At 41.5% G+C, this 18,784-nt stretch carries 21 protein-coding genes; 9 read left to right on the forward strand and 12 right to left on the reverse strand.

Annotated elements, in window-relative coordinates; all coding sequences use genetic code 11:
• Positions 1 to 32: 32 nt before the first annotated feature.
• Complete coding sequence (locus Q4574_RS05955) at positions 33 to 398, reverse strand: response regulator (RefSeq protein ID WP_303472562.1); 366 nt, start codon at positions 396 to 398, stop codon at positions 33 to 35.
• Between the two features lie 80 nt (positions 399 to 478).
• On the opposite strand from Q4574_RS05955, the gene aceK reads away from it, so the two are divergent.
• The 5 genes from aceK (at position 479) to nspC (ending at position 6,249) form a co-directional block, all read left to right on the forward strand.
• A complete protein-coding gene (gene aceK, locus Q4574_RS05960; protein ID WP_303472564.1) occupies positions 479 to 2,185 on the forward strand; it encodes a bifunctional isocitrate dehydrogenase kinase/phosphatase in 1,707 nt (568 codons plus the stop codon).
• Positions 2,186 to 2,192: 7 nt separating this feature from the next.
• Positions 2,193 to 3,182 (forward strand): 1-aminocyclopropane-1-carboxylate deaminase/D-cysteine desulfhydrase, encoded by a 990-nt coding sequence (locus Q4574_RS05965; protein WP_368411634.1) that lies wholly within the window; start codon positions 2,193 to 2,195, stop codon positions 3,180 to 3,182.
• The gene (gene pnuC, locus Q4574_RS05970; protein WP_303472566.1) at positions 3,169 to 3,780 is read left to right on the forward strand and encodes a nicotinamide riboside transporter PnuC; all 612 of its coding nucleotides are present in this window, start codon (positions 3,169 to 3,171) and stop codon (positions 3,778 to 3,780) included. The genes Q4574_RS05965 and pnuC overlap by 14 nt, the downstream gene beginning before the upstream one ends.
• Before the next feature lie 112 nt (positions 3,781 to 3,892).
• Positions 3,893 to 5,095, forward strand: a complete 1,203-nt coding sequence (locus Q4574_RS05975) for a saccharopine dehydrogenase family protein (RefSeq protein ID WP_303472568.1) — start codon at positions 3,893 to 3,895, stop codon at positions 5,093 to 5,095.
• Positions 5,096 to 5,109: 14 nt separating this feature from the next.
• Entirely contained in the window at positions 5,110 to 6,249 is a 1,140-nt protein-coding gene (nspC, locus tag Q4574_RS05980; protein WP_303472569.1) for a carboxynorspermidine decarboxylase, read from the forward strand.
• Positions 6,250 to 6,293: 44 nt separating this feature from the next.
• Here nspC and Q4574_RS05985 read toward each other — a convergent pair whose 3' ends face one another.
• From Q4574_RS05985 to rsmI, 3 genes are read right to left on the reverse strand one after another with little or no spacing between them, the layout of a single operon-like run.
• On the reverse strand, positions 6,294 to 7,172 hold the full coding sequence (locus Q4574_RS05985) for a DMT family transporter (protein ID WP_303472571.1): 879 nt from the start codon (positions 7,170 to 7,172) through the stop codon (positions 6,294 to 6,296).
• Positions 7,159 to 8,205: an FAD:protein FMN transferase gene (locus Q4574_RS05990; protein ID WP_368411635.1), complete on the reverse strand. Its 1,047-nt coding sequence runs from the start codon at positions 8,203 to 8,205 to the stop codon at positions 7,159 to 7,161. The genes Q4574_RS05985 and Q4574_RS05990 overlap by 14 nt, the downstream gene beginning before the upstream one ends.
• On the reverse strand, positions 8,198 to 9,037 hold the full coding sequence (gene rsmI, locus Q4574_RS05995) for a 16S rRNA (cytidine(1402)-2'-O)-methyltransferase (protein WP_303472573.1): 840 nt from the start codon (positions 9,035 to 9,037) through the stop codon (positions 8,198 to 8,200). The genes Q4574_RS05990 and rsmI overlap by 8 nt, the downstream gene beginning before the upstream one ends.
• Before the next feature lie 85 nt (positions 9,038 to 9,122).
• On the opposite strand from rsmI, the gene Q4574_RS06000 reads away from it, so the two are divergent.
• From Q4574_RS06000 to Q4574_RS06015, 4 genes are read left to right on the forward strand one after another with little or no spacing between them, the layout of a single operon-like run.
• The gene (locus Q4574_RS06000) at positions 9,123 to 11,093 is read left to right on the forward strand and encodes a penicillin-binding protein activator (protein WP_303472574.1); all 1,971 of its coding nucleotides are present in this window, start codon (positions 9,123 to 9,125) and stop codon (positions 11,091 to 11,093) included.
• Positions 11,080 to 11,439, forward strand: coding sequence for a YraN family protein (locus tag Q4574_RS06005; protein ID WP_303472576.1), 360 nt, complete (start codon positions 11,080 to 11,082; stop codon positions 11,437 to 11,439). The genes Q4574_RS06000 and Q4574_RS06005 overlap by 14 nt, the downstream gene beginning before the upstream one ends.
• 43 nt (positions 11,440 to 11,482) lie before the next feature.
• Positions 11,483 to 12,076: a phosphoheptose isomerase gene (locus Q4574_RS06010; RefSeq protein ID WP_303472578.1), complete on the forward strand. Its 594-nt coding sequence runs from the start codon at positions 11,483 to 11,485 to the stop codon at positions 12,074 to 12,076.
• Between the two features lie 4 nt (positions 12,077 to 12,080).
• Entirely contained in the window at positions 12,081 to 12,656 is a 576-nt protein-coding gene (locus Q4574_RS06015) for a BON domain-containing protein (RefSeq protein WP_303472580.1), read from the forward strand.
• Positions 12,657 to 12,719: 63 nt separating this feature from the next.
• Here Q4574_RS06015 and Q4574_RS06020 read toward each other — a convergent pair whose 3' ends face one another.
• From Q4574_RS06020 to rplM, 8 genes are all read right to left on the reverse strand, one after another.
• Positions 12,720 to 13,541, reverse strand: coding sequence for a DUF2989 domain-containing protein (locus Q4574_RS06020; RefSeq protein ID WP_303472582.1), 822 nt, complete (start codon positions 13,539 to 13,541; stop codon positions 12,720 to 12,722).
• Between the two features lie 77 nt (positions 13,542 to 13,618).
• On the reverse strand, positions 13,619 to 14,026 hold the full coding sequence (locus Q4574_RS06025) for a ClpXP protease specificity-enhancing factor (RefSeq protein ID WP_303472840.1): 408 nt from the start codon (positions 14,024 to 14,026) through the stop codon (positions 13,619 to 13,621).
• A 22-nt stretch (positions 14,027 to 14,048) separates the two neighbouring features.
• Entirely contained in the window at positions 14,049 to 14,681 is a 633-nt protein-coding gene (gene sspA, locus Q4574_RS06030; protein ID WP_303472584.1) for a stringent starvation protein SspA, read from the reverse strand.
• A 152-nt stretch (positions 14,682 to 14,833) separates the two neighbouring features.
• Positions 14,834 to 15,568 carry a cytochrome c1 gene (locus tag Q4574_RS06035; protein ID WP_303472586.1) on the reverse strand — a complete coding sequence of 245 codons (735 nt, stop codon included), beginning with the start codon at positions 15,566 to 15,568 and terminating at the stop codon, positions 14,834 to 14,836.
• Positions 15,565 to 16,833 (reverse strand): cytochrome b N-terminal domain-containing protein, encoded by a 1,269-nt coding sequence (locus Q4574_RS06040; RefSeq protein ID WP_303472588.1) that lies wholly within the window; start codon positions 16,831 to 16,833, stop codon positions 15,565 to 15,567. The genes Q4574_RS06035 and Q4574_RS06040 overlap by 4 nt, the downstream gene beginning before the upstream one ends.
• A 1-nt stretch (position 16,834) precedes the next feature.
• On the reverse strand, positions 16,835 to 17,470 hold the full coding sequence (gene petA, locus Q4574_RS06045) for a ubiquinol-cytochrome c reductase iron-sulfur subunit (RefSeq protein ID WP_303472590.1): 636 nt from the start codon (positions 17,468 to 17,470) through the stop codon (positions 16,835 to 16,837).
• A 300-nt stretch (positions 17,471 to 17,770) separates the two neighbouring features.
• Complete coding sequence (gene rpsI, locus Q4574_RS06050) at positions 17,771 to 18,163, reverse strand: 30S ribosomal protein S9 (RefSeq protein ID WP_303472592.1); 393 nt, start codon at positions 18,161 to 18,163, stop codon at positions 17,771 to 17,773.
• A 12-nt stretch (positions 18,164 to 18,175) separates the two neighbouring features.
• Positions 18,176 to 18,604: a 50S ribosomal protein L13 gene (gene rplM, locus Q4574_RS06055; RefSeq protein WP_216046920.1), complete on the reverse strand. Its 429-nt coding sequence runs from the start codon at positions 18,602 to 18,604 to the stop codon at positions 18,176 to 18,178.
• Positions 18,605 to 18,784 lie beyond the last annotated feature (180 nt).

Consider the following 18,784-nt stretch of genomic DNA (forward strand, 5'->3'; position numbering starts at 1 on the left):
TTATTATTTCAATTTTGACGACCGTTTTTTAATTAATATAGTCCAAAACGTGTTAACACATTTTGCAATTTGATTTTATCTACCGGCTTTTCGATAAATTCGAGTACGCCAAGTTTAGCCACTCTCGATTTCATTTCAGGCTGAATATTACCAGAGACAATAATTACGAAGACTTTGATGCAACGTTCATTTAACGTTTCTAAAACTTCAATGCCATTCATAGTGGGCATCATTAAATCAAGAATGAGTAAGGTAAATGAACCTTCGGTTAGTTTTTGAATGGCTTCTTGTCCATTACAAACACACTCAATCTGATTGACAAATTGACTAGGCAGACTGCGTGATACCATCTTGCGCGCTAACGCAGAATCATCACAAATTAATATTGAGAAGCTCACCATCTCACCTTTTATTGTTATTATTAGATAGTTTTATGTTTCAATAGACTTTTCTTCAACTTTATACTGTGACAGAAGTTATGCCAAGCACGCAACAAAAAGTGGCCTATCAGATACTTTATGGTTTTGAGAAAAACTATCGCTGGTTTTGTAGAATTACCTCAGGGGCAAAACAACGTTTTGAGCAAGCGCAGTGGCAGGCGACTCAACTGGCAGTAAAAGAGCGCATTTCTATTTATGAGCAAAGTTTGGCGGATACGATTTCTGAAGTGTATGCCCTAATTAATCCGCGCCAGCAAAGCCATGAATTCTGGCAACAGGTAAAACGCTTTTTTGCCCTTCAATTAGAACACCATCCACAATACGAATTGGCCGAAACCTTTTATAACTCAGTGATTGGCAGACTTTACAAACACAATAAAATTGATGACGAGATCATGTTCGTGTTACCCAGCCGATGTTATATCCCTGGTCAAGATAAACATAAAGTCGTGAATAGTTTCGATACCAGTGGAACAGTTGGTTCGCTGATGGAGGCGATTTTAGCCATGTACCGCTTTACCATTCCGTATGAAAATAAACAAAGTGATATTCATCAACTTGACCAAGCACTTAGATCTCGACTTAACACAGAGCAATTAGCTTCAGTGCATACTGTTGAAATTTTAAAGCCTGTATTTTTTCGCGGAAAGGCTGCGTATTTGATTGGTCGCATATGTATGCCCGATGAAACCCTACCATTCGTAATTGCTTTATTGATCAGTGAGAAAAAAGAACTTCAGGTAGATGCCTTACTAACCAGTAATAAAGATCTCAGTGTCATCTTTGGTTTTGCCCGCGCTTATTTTATGGCAGATACCCTGTATCCGGCTGAAATTGTTGCGTTTCTACAAGAATTAATGCCCAACAAAAAGAATTTCGAATTGTATATGTCGATTGGTCACTACAAACACGGTAAAACCGTATTCTATCGAAATTTTTTGCAGCACTTAGACAATACCCAAGACCAATTTAGCATTGCACCCGGCATTCGCGGCTTGGTAATGGCGGTTTTTCATTTACCCTCATACGGCGTTGTTTTTAAAATTATAAAAGATGAATTTCCAGAGAGTAAAAGAGTCACTCGCGAACAAGTTAAAGAATGCTACCGTTTAGTCAAAACCACAGACCGCGTAGGACGAATGGCAGACACCCATGAATACGTTAACTTCAGACTGCCAAAACACCGAATAGAGCCAGCATTGCTAGAAGAGTTGCAAGCAGTAGCAGGTAAAAATATAGAAATAAAGGACAATGAAGTCATCATCAAACACGTTTATATAGAACGTAAAATGACGCCCTTGAATATTTTCTTGCAAACTGAAACTGACGAAACAAAAATTCACAATGCGATTAATGACTTGGGGTTATGCATTAAACAAATTGCGGCAGCTAATATATTCCCTGGTGATATGTTGCATAAGAATTTTGGGGTTACCCGCCACGGCCGCGTCATTTTCTATGATTACGATGAAATTTGTTTGATGAATCAGCGCACCTTTAGAGAGCTTCCCAAGTCAGATGACCCTTTTGCCATGGATACCCTATCAGTGTCTCCAGAAGACGTTTTTCCTGAACAGTTCGAACATTTTATTGTCGGAAAACGCCATTTGAAGGATCTTCTAAAAAAACTCCACCCTGACCTAATGACGGCACAATATTGGATTGAAGCACAAAAAAAAGCGGCAACAGGGACAGTGCAACACTTTACGCCTTATAGTTCAGAATTGCGTTTTAAACGACAGTAGACAGCAAGTGAATATAGCCCAAATGCCAGCAACGATGACGAGTAGATTAACTGAGAAACTTGGCATTCAGTTACCATCAGCAGAACAAAAGTTAATATTGAACTGGAAAAATGACCATGCGGTGAGTGTTTGGATTAAACGGGATGATTTAATCCATCCGATTATTTCAGGCAATAAATGGCGGAAGTTGAGTAAAACGTTGTTAAGTTCAGCCCAATCACCACCAGCAAACATTATCAGTTTCGGGGGCGGGCACTCTAATCATTTACATGCATTGGGTTTTTGTTGTCACAAATTGGAAATTCCTCTCGTGGCAATCATCAGAGGGGATTATTCACAACATATGACACCCATGCTAAACGACCTCAAACGCTGGGGCGCAACAATTGAATGGGTCAATAAAGTCACTTATGCTCAACGAACTGAGGCGAGTTACTTAGAGCATTTAAAAGGCCGGCATCCCAATTCATTAATTATTCCAGAAGGCGGCTCTCATTTCGAAGCCTTAGATGGGGTTGCTAGCATAGTGACAGAATTAACCCAAGAATATGACGTGATAATTGCCCCTGTCGCCAGTGGTGGAACTTTGGCTGGGTTGATTCAAGGAGTACAAAATAAACCCAGCAAAGTATTAGGCATAGGCGTATTAAAGGGACATGACTATTTGTACCAATTGGTTAATCAGTTTTTGCCAAAACAGGGGAAACAACAACCCTCGGAGCAAGCAGCTTGGCAGATCAATTCAGATTTTCACTTTGGCGGATATGCTAAAACAACACCTGAACTAGTTACTTTCTGTGAACAATTTGAGCAAGATACCCATATAGCACTAGAACCAATTTATTCAGGTAAGCTGTTTTGGGGATTACGTCATCTCATTGAAAATAACCATTTTCCTCAAGGGAGTAAAATCCTTGCTTTGCATACCGGTGGCTTGCAAGGTAAACGTGGACAGCAACCCGCAAAGACAATAAGGAAACAAGATGCAATGGACTGAATGGCTCGCTGGCTTCGCTGGTGCTTCACCAATCGAGTGGATAGCAACTGTCAGCGGATTCTTATGCGTATTTTTGATTATTAAACGTAGTATCTGGTGTTTTTTCTTCGGTTTTATTCAAGTGAGTTTATACAGCTATATTTTTTATGATGTAAAGCTCTATTCCGACATGCTTCTGCATCTTATCTATGTGGGTTTTCAGGTTTATGGGTATTGGATTTGGTCGAAAAACTTAGATGACGGTGGTCATGTGGTAGTTCATCGCGGGAGTAATAATCTTTATGTGCAAATATCTGTGTTAGCCATTATTGCCACTGTCTTGTGGGGATGGTTTATGGCCAGCAATACAGATGCCAGCCTCCCCTACTTCGATGCATTCACCACTTGTGTCAGTTTAATCGCCCAATGGTTAATGTCACATAAGAAGCTGTACAACTGGAGTTTTTGGATTGTAGTTGATGTAGTAGCTATTTGGGTTTATTGGCAGAAAGCTTTATACCCTACCTCTGTGCTCTATTTATGTTTTTTAGTGATGGCCTGTATTGGTCAGTATCAGTGGTGGCGGATTTACCACAAAAATTCCAAGCAGTTCGCTTAACTGACTTGGAATAGCGCAATAAAGTGTCTATATTTTTGCATTCGCCTATTGCGTCTTTAGCTAGCAGTGTTAGCATGCGCAAAATTTTCAGCTTGGATAAAAGGAAGCTTATATGTCTCGTGTTTTGATCATCGGTGCTGGCGGCGTTGCTGCAGTTACCATAAAAAAATGTGCCCGTATGCCAGAGCACTTTGACGAAATCTATTTGGCCAGCAGAACCGTGTCCAAATGCGAAGCTTTGCAAGCTGAAGTTGGCGCAGATCGCGTTAAAGCTGTATATGCTATTGATGCTGATAATGCCGCAGAAGTTGAAGCGTTAATCAATAAAGTTAAACCTGATTTACTTATCAACCTGGCTCTTCCCTATCAAGATTTGCCAATTATGGATGCCTGTCTTGCCACCGGAACCAATTATTTAGATACCGCTAACTACGAGCCGAAAGACGAAGCTAAATTTGAATATTCATGGCAGTGGGCTTATCAAGACAGATTTAAAGAAAAAGGCATAATGGCGCTTTTAGGTAGTGGTTTTGATCCCGGTGTGACTAACGTTTATACCGCTTACGCTGCCAAACATTATTTTGATGAAATTCATTATCTGGATATAGTCGATTGCAATGGTGGCGACCATGGTCAAGCCTTTGCCACCAACTTCAATCCTGAGATTAATATCCGCGAAATTACCCAGCGAGGACGTTTTTGGGAAAATGGCCAGTGGAAAGAAACCGACCCATTGAGTGTTAGAGAAGACCTTGATTACCAAAATATTGGGGTTAGAGCCTCATATTTGATGTTCCACGAAGAACTGGAATCAATTGTAAAACACTTTCCAACATTGAAACGTGCACGTTTTTGGATGACCTTTGGTGATGCTTACTTGAACCACCTGAAAGTACTTGAAGGTATTGGCATGACCAGTATTGAACCTATTGATTTCCAAGGGCAACAAATTGTGCCCCTTGAATTCTTAAAAGCCGTGTTACCAAATCCTGGTTCTCTTGCCGAAGGTTACACCGGCATGACTTGTATAGGCACTTACATCACAGGGGTTAAAGATGGCAAAGAAAAAACCATTTTTATTTATAACAACTGTGATCACGCTGCATGTTTTGAAGAAGTGGGGGCACAAGCGGTTTCCTATACGACAGGTGTACCTGCGATGATAGGTGCAGCGTTGATGTTAAATGGCACCTGGAAAGGTGAAGGTGTTTGGAATATGGAACAATTTGATCCAGACCCATTCATGGACATGCTAAATCAACATGGGCTACCTTGGCAGGTGCTAGAGTGTGAACAAAGCCCCTTTAAACGCTAATTGGGAGTAACACCTTGAGCGATATAATGTTAAACCCAGTCATCCCTTCACCATGCTATGTGTGCGAAGAGTCTAAGCTTGAACATAATTTGCAAATAATGGAACGTGTACAGCGCGAAGCTGGGGTTGATATTATTCTTGCGCTCAAAGGGTTTGCCATGTGGTCGACCTTCGATTTAGTGGGTAAATACTTGAAAGGTTGCACCGCCAGTTCAGTTTGGGAAGCCAAACTTGCAAAATTTGAAATGGGTAAAGAAGTCCACGCGTTCTCTCCGGCATACAAACCGGCGGACATGGATGAATTATTGAATCTGGTTAATCACATTTCATTTAATAGTTTAGGTCAGTGGCAGCGTTATAAAGAGCAAGTTTTGGGTAGAGGTATCTCTGCGGGCATACGCTTGAACCCTGAACACCGGGAAGCAGAAACAGAGCTGTATGATCCTAGTGCACCAGGCTCGCGTTTAGGTATTCGAGTGGCTGACTTAGCAGGTGCTGACTTAAGTGGTATCGAAGGTTTTCACGTGCACAATTTGTGTGAATGTGACTCTTATGCCACTGAACGCACCTTGTTAGCGGTGGAAAAACGCTTTGCAAAATGGCTTCCAAGTATTAAGTGGTTAAACTTAGGTGGTGGTCATTTAATGACTAAAAAAGGTTATAACCTGCAACACCTAATTGACACCTTAATCCAATTTAAACAGCGCCATCCGCACATTCATATTATTCTTGAGCCTGGTTCTGCTGTAGCGTGGCAAACCGGTTCTTTGGTGTCTGAAGTTGTGGATATTGTTGAAAACGAAGGGCAAATCGCTATTTTGGATATTTCCGCCACTGGGCATATGCCAGATGTATTGGAGATGCCTTACCGGCCAATGGTGACAGGTGCAGGAGAGCCTGGTGAAAAAGCGTTTGACTACAAGCTTGGCGGTAATTCCTGTCTTGCCGGTGACGTTATCGATACCTATAGTTTTGATCACAAGTTAGCTGTGGGCGAACGAGTTATTTTTGAAGATATGATCCACTATACCATGGTAAAAACCACGTTTTTCAATGGCGTTGAACACCCCGCGATAGGGATAATTCGAACAACAGGAGAGTTTGAGTTAATCCGTGAGTTTAACTACCAAGATTTCAGAAATCGTCTTTCATAGCCTTAATTAAGGATTATTGCTTTCCCACTTTATACCTGCGGCAATTAACTTCTAAGTTGCCGCATGCCTAATATAACCAATACTAAACTAGTTAAATGCATAAGTGTCACAGGTTCGTTTAACAGCTGATTAGATAAAATAATCGTAAATAAAGGTCCTACCGCTCCCACAATTGACGCTTTACTAGCGCCTATTCTTTTCACCCCTGCACTGATCATAAAAGACGGGATCAAGGTCATAAAAATGGCCACGATTAACCCTCCCATATATAGCTCAGTTGAGTAGTGCAATAAGTCCCCCACTCCCGCAGCATAAGAATGTATTAGCAAGGTAATACAAGCAGATATCATAGCTAAACAAACAAAACGTTGACTGCCAATTTGTCGGGAAAAACGTTGAGTAGCCACTAAATACCAAGCCGTTAAAATACTCGCAACAAATACCAGAAAACTGCCCAAATAAAGGTTATCACCACCGAAGGAAAGGTCTGCATAGAAAAACACAAAAATACCGGCATAGGACAATATCAGTGCTAACCAGACACTGCGGACTGGTTTTTCGTTTAAAAACCACCAACCAAATAAGATTGCCACTGCGGGATAACAAAATAGAATAATTCTCTCTAACCCCGCAGTAATGTACTGTAATCCTAATAAATCGAAATAACTGCCCAAATGATAACAAGCGATGCCCGCCGCACAACAAGCCAATAATTCCTTAGGACTGAGCGTTCCCCAACCGGTCTGTTTTAATGACCATAATAGAATCAGCAAATAAAAGGGTAAAACAAACAACATGCGAAGGGTTTGCAATTCCAAAGGACCTATACCTAACTGATACAGGTATTTAATCATAATCGCTTTACTGGAGAATAGAATAGTACCTAGAACAACGAAGAAAATGCCCGGATCAATGCGTAGCATGAACGGCTTCAAATGAACGAGAATAATGTAGTCGGCGCTGATCATCTAAAATAATCGCTTCATAGCCGCGGGTCTGATTGATTAAATCTATGCCTTTTTTGACGCCTAATACAAACACCGCAGTGGATAAACCATCATTTAAGGTGCTTCTGGGGCCAACAATAGTCACACTTTGCACTTCACGGCTCGACTCACCACTTTTTGGAGAAAGAATGTGATGATAGCGTTTCCCACCCTCTTCAAAATACCTTTCATAATCACCAGAGGTAGACATGGCGATATTTTCAAGAGGCAAAACCACTGCTTGTTTTTGCCGATTTCGAGGGTCACGAATCCCCACTTTCCAGGGACGTCCATTGCGATCCCCTAACAACCCTGTGTCACCACCTGCCGTTACCAAAGCATGTTTAATTCCCATATTTTTAAGAATAGACAAAGCGTTATCTACCGCGTGTCCTTTAGCAATGCCCCCCAAATCTATTTTGACTTTTGGATGGGCAAAAGTCACGGTTTGCTGTTCAGGGTTTAACAATAGATGTCGATAATTAATCGCATCCAACAAACCTTGAATGGTTTTAGTATCTGGCCGTTGTTTTTGTCGATAGTCATATAAATACCCCACACTGGCAAACGTAATATCGAATGCTCCCTGGGTTTCTTCTGAAAGCCCATAAGACAACTGCAATAGTTCAAACATCTCTTTGGAGACAGTGACTGGCGTATTCGCAGCCAAACGGTTTAATTTCGACAATTCGCTGCTGTCGATATAGGGGCTCATCAATTGATTTATACGCTGCATTTCTGCCATTACCGCATCCACAGCCGCGCGCCCCACCTCTGGAGATGCGGCCCAAATTTCAGTATGGATGTTAGTCCCCATAATGCCGCGACTGTCAGAATACCAAGCCCCCTGCTCACCCTCAGTGTTGTGAAGGTCTTTTTCTGATTGCCCATAAGCAAGATTGGAAAGCGTAATGTTCACCCCAACCCATAAATAAAGTAGGTAGCGAAAACGATGCTTCACATTACTCATTCAAGCTTAAACCATACTGATAGAGCGCATTTTTTTTAAGTCCATAGTGTGAGGCGGTAATAGCAGCGGCTTTTTTTAGAGGCAATTCTGCTAATAACGTTTTTAGTAGCTGCAAACTTTCTGTTGGCATTTCAGTATCATGCTTGGGTGCGCCAGCGACCATTAATACAAACTCTCCACGCTGATGGTTAGCATCTTCTAACAGCCAGGCTAACGCCTGGGCTGCGGTGGCCGAGTAAAATGTTTCAAACGCCTTAGTGATTTCTTTGGCTATGGTGATTTTGCGCTGTGCTCCTAACACTTCAATAATAGCTTCAACGGTATCGACGATACGCCGAGGACTCTCATAAAAAACCGTGGTTGCCGTTTCACTATTGAGACGCTCTAACACACTGTGTTTGGCCATCTGCTTGACCGGTAAAAAGCCGTGAAATAGGAATTGATCTGTGGGTAAGCCTGATGCACTTAATGCTGCAATCGCTGCACACACACCCGGAATAGGCACCACTGTTACACCTTGTTCAGTGCAACGATTGACTAAGTTATACCCTGGATCACTAATCAAAGGCGTACCCGCATCTGAAATTAAGGCGATATTCATGCCTCCTTTCAATTGTTCAATTAAGCGATCGGATATCAGTTTCTCATTATGATCGTGAACTGCCGTCATTCGAGTGCTTACTCCCCAATGTTGCAACAGCTTTTGACTATGCCGCGTATCTTCTGCAGCAATCAAATCTACATCGTTTAATACTTTGATTGCGCGGTGCGTTATATCGTCCAAATTGCCAATGGGTGTTGAAACAATGAACAATGTGCCAGTTTTTGCCACTTATAATCAGCCTTTGATTGTTTTACGTCATTAGGCATTTTAAACTACCTAGAGATAAATGGGGTGGAAAATTTTGAGAGTATCAATGGGCAAGTTAAAATGGCTATTTGTTTATAGTGCTGTCACAGCATTAATCGGTTGTGGGTCGACACCTGAAATAACCAAAACCGCAGGAATTAAAGAGTCCAACTCACCGGTCACGCAGCCACAAGAGGCGCAGCCTAAAGATCCCTATTTATATTTAGATGAAGCAAAACGCATATACGCTGATACAGGAGACAAATATCAGCGTAACCAAAGAATTTTACTGGCGGCTGAGTCTTACAAGCAACAAGGTCAATGTATACAAAGTGAGAAAATTGTACAGCTCACTATGACTGAACTCACATCGCCGACTCTACGTAATCAAAGTCAAATTATATTAGCTGAATGTGAATTGGCAAAAACTCCTACCGATTGGGCTAAGATTGCCACATTGCAAGACCAAATAAATCAAAATATTAGCCACAAAAATCGTGTTCTATATATTCAATACAAACAATACGTGCACTTAAAACAGTGGCTCAATGCAGCACTAGTATTGAACCAAATTGAACCTGCAGAAAATCAGCAGGATAAAGATGTATGGTATTTGCTGCAAAGGTTGACTGAGACAGAGTTAGAAAATGCACTTCGCGCCCATTCAGAATTATCGCCCTGGATACAATTGAGCCTAATCGTTAAACGTTTTGGTTTACAACCCCAGCAACTACAAACTGCTGTAAACGAATGGCAAACACGATTCGGTTCTCATCCTTTAAGCATTAACTTACCCCAAGAAGTCCAAATGGCCGTAAGTATAAGTCCCTTAGAAACCCACAGAATAGCGGTACTCTTACCTCTTTCTGGTAGATTATCGCAACAAGGTTTAGCCATAAAACAAGGTCTTCTGGCAGCCTATTATGGCAAGCAAAGTTCAATGCCCAGTGACACCAGGGACGACTTCCCTGCTCTACATTTTTTCGATATTGAAAGTAAGCCAATGGCTGAATTGGTAGCAGAAGTATCAGAATATGACGTGGTAATCGGTCCTTTGGTAAAAGACAAGTTGGCTGAGTTTAGTCAATTAGCACCGCCAGAATTGAATATTATAGGCTTGAATAGACTTGATAACAGCAAGCTTGTATCTGAACCTGGAGTGATAGATCCATCTTCTTTGGATAACAACCAAAGTTTGGAACTAGCCACCCCAGAAATACAAGAATCAGCAAGACAGCAAGATGATAGCCAACCCGGAGTTCGCATCTATTTTGCACTGTCTCCAGAAGACGAAGCGGTACAGTTAGCCAACAAAGTGTTCAAAACTGGTGCTACTAGCCCCATTGTTGTCTCTCAACAAAGCGGTGCTCCTAAACGTATGGCCAATGCCTTTTTACAAACTTGGCAACAATTAACTGAAGGGGACGGCGTAGCCCCTGGGTTAGCAACGTTTACCGACAATAAGAGTATGCGCACCAGCTTAACCTCTTTGCTGGATGTCTCCCAAAGTAAAACACGTATAAACCAATTAGAAAGTATCACCAGTGAAAAAATTCATTCAGTTCCAAGGAACCGAAGAGACATTGATGCCATCGTTTTATTTGCATCGCCTGAACAAACAGAATTACTTAACCCGATAGTTGAAACTAGCTTAAGTCCTTTTAATGACAAGGCCGTCCCCGTATACGCTTCGTCTAGGAGCTACAGTAAGAATTTTAGTAATAATACCTTGCGGGATCTGCGAAATATTACATTTACCGATATGCCCTGGATGTTACCAGATGGAGAACATCAATCACTTAAAAGTGAAGTGGAAGCCATTTGGCCTAAACAAGACGATACCTTAAAACGTTTATTTGCTTTAGGCTTCGATGCGTATACGCTAGTCCCCGTTTTGTCTAGTTTAAAAGTATTACCTCAAGTCTCGGTCAAAGGCTTAACTGGCACTCTATCGGTTGACCAAAACGGCAATGTTATTCGTGTGCTTCCTTTTGGTAAAATTACGGAAAGAGAGGTGATATTGCTTGCAAAGGATTAAGCAACGTTTCGCAAGAACAACTGGACAGTTGTCAGAAATCAAAGCTCGCCAGTACTTGCAAGAAAATGGGTTGGATTTTTATCAGAGCAATTATCATTGTCGCTCTGGTGAAATCGATTTGGTAATGCGAAACGGTCAAGAGTGGGTATTTGTTGAAGTAAAATACCGCAGCAATTCTGACTATGGTACAGCAGCAGAATACTTTCATGCTGCCAAACGAAAAAAATTTACTCAGGCAGTGAAACATTTTATGCATTTTCACCGTCTAAACCCCGCAATGGTAGCACATCGTATTGATTTAGTTGCAATTGACGGTGATCAAATTCAGTGGTTCAAATCGGTCTGAAACATGCCATTGATATTCTATTAAAAACACAACTGAGATTGTCATGATTGAACAAATAAAAGCAAATTTCACTGAAAGTATCCAGACGAAAATAGCCGCTGGAGAAGTACTTCCAGAGTCGATTTTTAAAGCATCACAGATGATGGTTGATGCACTTATTCACGGCAATAAAATTTTATCATGCGGGAATGGTGGTTCAGCCGGAGACGCCCAACACTTTTCTTCAGAACTGCTTAATCGTTATGAACGGGATCGTCCGAGTTTACCAGCGATGGCATTAACTACAGATTCGTCAACCATCACTTCTATTGCTAATGATTATAGCTACGACGAAGTGTTTTCTAAACAAGTCAGGGCACTAGGACAAGCCGGTGACATCTTGTTAGCTATATCCACTAGTGGCAACTCTAGAAATGTGATTAATGCCATGGAAGCCGCATTAAGCAGAGATATGACCATAGTCGCGCTAACCGGAAAAGACGGTGGCGAAATGGCAGGATTACTTGGCCCAAATGACGTTGAAATACGAGTTCCATCAAACCGAACTGCACGTATTCAAGAAGTACACTTATTAGTGATACATAATTTATGTGAGTGTATCGATGATAGTTTATTTCCTGAACAAGGAGCGGAGTAGCAGCATGTTATTTTCATCTGGTCGTTCACTGATTTTGATCGCTATGACCACCTTGCTTTTGCAAGGATGTGCTGCTCTGGTAGTCGGTGCGGGTGTTGGAGCCGCCTCTGCGGCCCATGATAGACGGACTTTGGGGACCCAGCTGGATGACAAAACCGCTACGGCTCGACTAGCAGCTAAGTTTGCCAATAACGCCAAGCTAGATTCTGCCAGAATCGATATCACCGTTTTCAATGGTATCGTTTTGTTAGTTGGTCAAGCGCCGTCAGAGTCTATTAGAGCCGAAGTCTCATCCACTGCTCAAACCGTAGATAACTTGCGTAAAATTCACAATCAAATGCGCATTGCGGAACCTATTCCAGCCACAGTCATTGCAAATGACACTTGGTTAGCCAGTAAAGTGAAAACAGCGTTAATTGGTGATAAGCGTGTAGACGGTTTAAATATAATTGTGGAAGTAGAAGACTCTGAAGTGTTTTTAATGGGCTTAGTTGATAATAGTGAAGCTGATATCGCCGTTGAAATTGCCCGCAACGTAAACGGCGTAGCTCGGGTTATTAAAGCATTTGAAAACAACTAGACTCTTCTAGACAAAACAGTCTCTGAGTAGGCAAATCATACATTAAACAGGGTCCGCTCCAATTTACTGCAAATCTGTTGGAAACGACCCCATATCCTTATTCAACCATTTGGCGTCGAATAATAATTCATCTACTTTGTTCTGAGCCCTTCGTATTTGTGATTGAGACATCTTTTCAAACAACTTAAAGTAATGGGCATTCACCTCAGCCTTATTTTTATCTAGCGCGCTATATAACCCTTGCCAGATAGCTGCTTTCTCTAATTCATTTTTTTGCAGGTAATAACCAACATAAAACTCATATACTGACGGCTGGATATCTTTTATGACATCCGCTTTTTTGAGGGCTTGACGCGCATACTTTATGCCTTGCTCATGGTTATACTCTGCGGAGTGCGTCATTAGAGCAACATACACATCCACATGCACTTCTTTAGCCGTCTCGTAGCCATTTACCATGGATTCCCAATTATCTTGATTTTGAGACTTTGTCCAAAGCCAAAGGTTCACTTCAGGACGGGGAATGGAACGAGTGCTAGCGATTAACTCCCGCTGTATTTCAGGAATTTTTCGAATGGTTGTCATCTGTGATTGCTTGTCACTTTTATTTCTAACCGCTTCAGAAACAAAAGCATTTTCTAAACAACTTCGATATGCATCGAGACTTTTAAGTACTATATAGGTGTTAATAGAATTCAATTGCTCCCGTTGACGAGCAAGATCACGGATCACTTCACTGCGTGGTAAAGAACACAACGCTCCTGAGTGTGTGCTGTCGCAGATATCCTGATAGGTATCACAAATCTGCCACATAGAATCATCAGCGACGCCGTCGTTGTTGCAACCTGCTATCAAAATGCTTACCCAAATCAACCAATAACGCATAGATACTTTCCCAGAAACCTTCAACTAAATGATATTTTTATTTGATAAAAAAGGCGCTAAATAGCGCCTTTTATTGTTTATTTAACAACAGTTAGGTTCGGTGGACCTTTCCGCTCAGGTTTGGGTGTTGCTTTAGGTTTAGCAGCTGCCCCTTCCTTATCTCCATCAGTAAGATTTTCTTCTGGAGTAAATACTGTACCTGCACCATTTTCTTTTGCATAAATAGCTAAAACAGCGTGCGTGGGAACCACTAACTGTCGTGGTACCCCGCCAAAGCGAGCTTCAAAACTAACATCCGCATCACCAATATTTAATTTAACACATGCACTTGGTGATACATTAAGAACGATTTGTCCGTCTCGGACATGCTCTTGAGGCACATTTGTACCATCAACAGTCGCATCAACAACTAAATAAGGTGTTAAGTCGTTGTCTACGATCCATTCGTAAAATGCTCTTAACAAATAGGGCTGATTTGAAGTCATCATAATAGGCTACCTAAACCACTTAAAGTGGATCGTGTATTTCTCTTTCTTGATCGGTTAACGAAGCTTTAAAAGAGCTACGAGCAAATATACGATTCATATAAGCTAGTACTTCTTTACTGCCTGCTCCGGTTAGTTCGATGCCAAGTGCCGGCAATCTCCACAATAAAGGAGCTAAATAACAATCGACCAAACTAAACTCTTCACTCATAAAGAAGGGTGTTTCAGCAAACAATGGCGCTAAACTCAGCAATGCTTCTCGTAACTCGTTACGCGCAGCATCCAAATCACCTTTACCTGCTACAATCTTATCAGCAACTGAATACCAGTCTTGCTCTATACGGTGCATCATCAAACGACTTTGACCACGAGATACAGGGTAGACAGGCATAAGAGGAGGATGTGGGAAGCGCTCATCCAAGTACTCCATAATGATATGGGACTTGTATAAAACCAGTTCTCTATCAACCAGTGTAGGCACTGTGCCATAGGGGTTTAAATCAAGTAAATCTTCAGGAAGGTTGGTTGGATCAGTATAGCTGATTTCAACGCCCACTCCTTTTTCCGCAAGTACTATACGCACTTGGTGACTGTAAATATCACTTGTGTCAGAGAACAACGTCATGATTGAACGTTTATTCGCGGCTACAGCCATTAACTATCCTCCAGAATCAACAAAACAGGCCAATCAATACAGGGTAAAAAACAACGAGATTGATTGGTCGCCTAACCCTTTCACGGCATTAGACTGATTAAAAAAAGGGGCAATTCCGCCCCTTTTTTGATTATACCTTAATTTTGGGTGAATTAGTGAACATCACGCCAATATTCTTTCTTAAGTAGATAAACGAAAATAAACAGTACAACTATGAAGGCTAAAACCCATTTTCCGGTAGCTTCTAAATTTAAACGACCGGGTTCACCAACATAAACAAGGTAATGAACTAGATCTCCCACCGCCTTGTCATACTCTTCTGTATTCAATTCACCGTTGCCATCTGTTTTAATGCCAACGTAAACTTCTTTCATTTCGCCATCGATCATTCTTTCTTCATGAGTTTCACGAGGCGTACCTTGCAACTCTTGAAGAACGTGAGGCATACCCACATCTGGGAAACGTTTATTGTTCACCCCAAACGTTTTGCTCTCATCAACATAAAAGGTGCGCAAATAGGTATACAACCAATCAGCACCTCTTACACGAGCGACTAGGGTTAAATCGGGAGGTGGAGCGCCAAACCATTTAGCAGCATTCTCGGCAGGAATAGCACTTTTAATATGATCTGATACTTTTTCACCAGTAAACTGCAAGTATTCTTGTCCCAACTCATTAGGAATACCTAAATCTTTGAAACTACGCTCATAGCGCTGATACTGCATGTTATGACAACCTAAGCAGTAGTTGTTGAACAATTTAGCACCATTTTGCAATGCAGCCTTATCGTTCAAATCAATATCGATATGGTCGTTTTCGATTCCGCCACTGGCAGCACCAGCAAGTCCCGAAAACAATAAAGTTAACACTAATACAAACTTTTTCATTTCGTGATCCTCTCTGGTACCGGCTTAGTATTCTCATTTCTGCTGTATATAAACATCAAAACAAAGAATCCAAAGTACATAATAGTAGCGATTCGAGACGCAATTATTTTCCAATTTTCTTGTGGTGTTCCACCTAAGTAACCTAAGAAGATAAACACAGCTGCAAACACTAGTAGATTCCAGCGATGTAAACCACAGCGATAACGCCACGATTTCACTTTACCGCGATCAATCCATGGTAATAGGAACAATGCAACGATTGCAGCGAACATGGCTATTACACCGAGTAACTTATCAGGTACGGCTTTCAATATTGCGTAGAAAGGCGTGAAGTACCAAACAGGGAAAATATGCTCAGGCGTTTTCAGTGGGTTAGCAATTTCAAAGTTAGGATGCTCTAAGAAATATCCCCCCATTCCAGGAGCGAAAAACATGATGTAGCAGAAGATAAACAAGAATGCCGCGAATGCAACCATATCCTTCAACACGATATGTGGGAAGAAAGGCACTACATCATCAATGATGTCGTACTTCTTAGTGTAGTATTCATGCATTTCAAACTTGGTTTTTTGATCTTCAGTCAATGAACCTTTTTTACGCTTCACTTCAACGCCGTCTGGGTTATTTGACCCAACTTCATGTAACGCTACAATGTGTAAGAACACTAAAATAACGATAACCAAAGGCAATGCAATAACATGTAGAGCAAAGAAACGGTTAAGTGTGGCGCCAGAGATAACGTAGTCACCTTGAATCCACTCAACTAAGTCTGGACCAATGACAGGAATCGCACTGAACAAAGATACGATTACTTGTGCTCCCCAATATGACATTTGCCCCCAAGGTAACACGTAGCCCATGAAGGCTTCCGCCATTAGCGCAAGGTAAATGAACATACCAAATAACCACAGTAGTTCACGAGGCTTTTGGTAAGACCCGTACATCATGCCGCGGAACATATGTAAATACACGACGATAAAGAATGCTGATGCGCCAGTAGAGTGCATATACCTAAGCACGTCTCCGTAAGGTACATCACGCATAATGTACTCAACAGAAGCAAATGCGCCTTCAGATGAAGGTACAAAGTTCATGGTCAGCCATACACCAGTCACGATTTGGTTAATCAAAACGATTGTGGCTAGGAAACCAAAGATATACCAAAAATTCATATTTTTTGGTGCGGGGTATTGAATCGCGTGCATATTAGCAACGCGCATCATTGGAATACGATATTCAATCCAATCTAAAAGACCTTTAAACATCTTATGCTGCCCCCTCGGCTTCAGAACCGATAATTACGGTATTATCATCAACATATTGATAAGGCGGTACCACCAAGTTCAAGGGTGCAGGTACACCGTCGAAAACGCGGCCAGCCATATCAAATTTAGATCCGTGACAAGGACAGAAGAATCCTTCATCCACGCCTTCGACGTATTCAGCAAATGCGCCGTCAGTCAAGTGCTGAGGAGAGCAGCCTAGATGGGTACAAATTCCCACCAGAATCAAATACTCTTCTTTCAAAGAACGATAGCGGTTCTTAGCAAATGCAGGCTGTTGTTCCTGCTCAGAGTCTGGGTCCTTAAGAATATCTTCATGCTTAGCTAATGAAGCGAGTAACTCTGGTGTACGCCTTACAACCCAAACAGGCTTACTTCGCCAAATAACACGAATCATTTGTCCAGGTTGAATTTTACCAATGTCAATTTGCACATCGGCTCCGGCAGCTTTAGCCCTTTCGCTTGGGCTCCATGAACCAATAAAAGGTACAGCTACACCAACGACACCAGCGGCACCTACAACTGAAGTTGCTACGGTAAGGAAACGGCGCCTAGGGTTGTCTTGAGGCTGATTGTCATTATTTGACGAATCATTTGTATCGACAGACACATTGCTCATCCACTCTTCTCCAAGTTCGGATTTAGTGATACTTCTTGAACATAAAAAGTTGGTTCCGATAGCAATTTGCTAACAGGTAACTCGCACAAGAAATTACGGTTTTGTTGAATTTATCTATTAACATGAAATGATAAAAGAAAACCCCTAATAAAGACAAGGAATTAAGTAAATAATCCTGTGTTTTCTGGGATTAATCTAGTTAGAGGCAATTGAATTAAATGTAATAGACATAAAATCACAAATTTTTAACAATAAAAAACCCAGCATTGCTGGGTTTTTGAAATATTCGTAACGTAAAAATTAACGTTTTGAGTATTGAGGACGCTTACGTGCTTTATGAAGACCCACTTTCTTACGCTCAACTTTACGTGCATCACGAGTTACAAACCCGGCTTTACGTAGCGCTGGACGAAGTGCTTCGTCATATTCCATCAATGCACGAGTAATGCCGTGACGGATTGCACCAGCTTGACCACTAATACCACCACCGGCAACGGTGACGTATAGGTCAAATTTGTCAGTCATTTCAACTAGCTCTAGTGGTTGTCTAACAACCATACGTGCTGTTTCACGACCAAAGAAAACATCCAAAGGACGCTTGTTAACTACAATGTTACCACTACCTGGACGTAGAAAAACACGAGCGGTAGAGCTTTTGCGACGGCCAGTGCCGTAGTATTGAGTATCTGCCATTTTTCTCGCTCCTTAAATGTCTAGAACTTGAGGCTGTTGAGCAGCATGTGAATGCTCAGTACCAGCGTACACTTTCATTTTGCGGAACATAGCACGTCCAAGAGGACCTTTAGGCAACATACCTTTTACCGCTTTCTCGATGATCATTTCAGGCTTGTGAGCTTGAAGTTTCTCAAATGTTGTATCTTTCAATCCACCTGGGTAACCAGTGTAGGAATAATAGATTTTGTTCTGTGCCTTACGGCCAGTAACAGTCACTTTTTCAGCATTGATTACGATAATGTAATCACCAGTGTCAACATGTGGAGTGTACTCTGGTTTATGCTTACCGCGTAAACGTATCGCGATTTCAGTGGCCAAACGACCAAGTGTTTTGTCTGCGGCGTCAACCACATACCAGTCGCGTTTTACCGTCTCTGGTTTTGCAACAAAAGTTTTCATTTTAAAATACCCGAAATATATAAATTGTTACTGGTTAATTTTCTGCTTTTGCCAAATATCGAATACATTGCATCGACATTCCACAATCCAGAAAACCTCTTAAATCAATATTCTGACCCCTTCGAGTCGATTGATTCTTCCACTTTCCCAAAGTGGGCGTAACTGGGCAGGGCGCGAATT

The sequence above is a fragment of the Aliiglaciecola sp. 3_MG-2023 genome (assembly GCF_030548205.1).
Taxonomy (GTDB): Bacteria; Pseudomonadota; Gammaproteobacteria; order Enterobacterales; family Alteromonadaceae; genus Aliiglaciecola.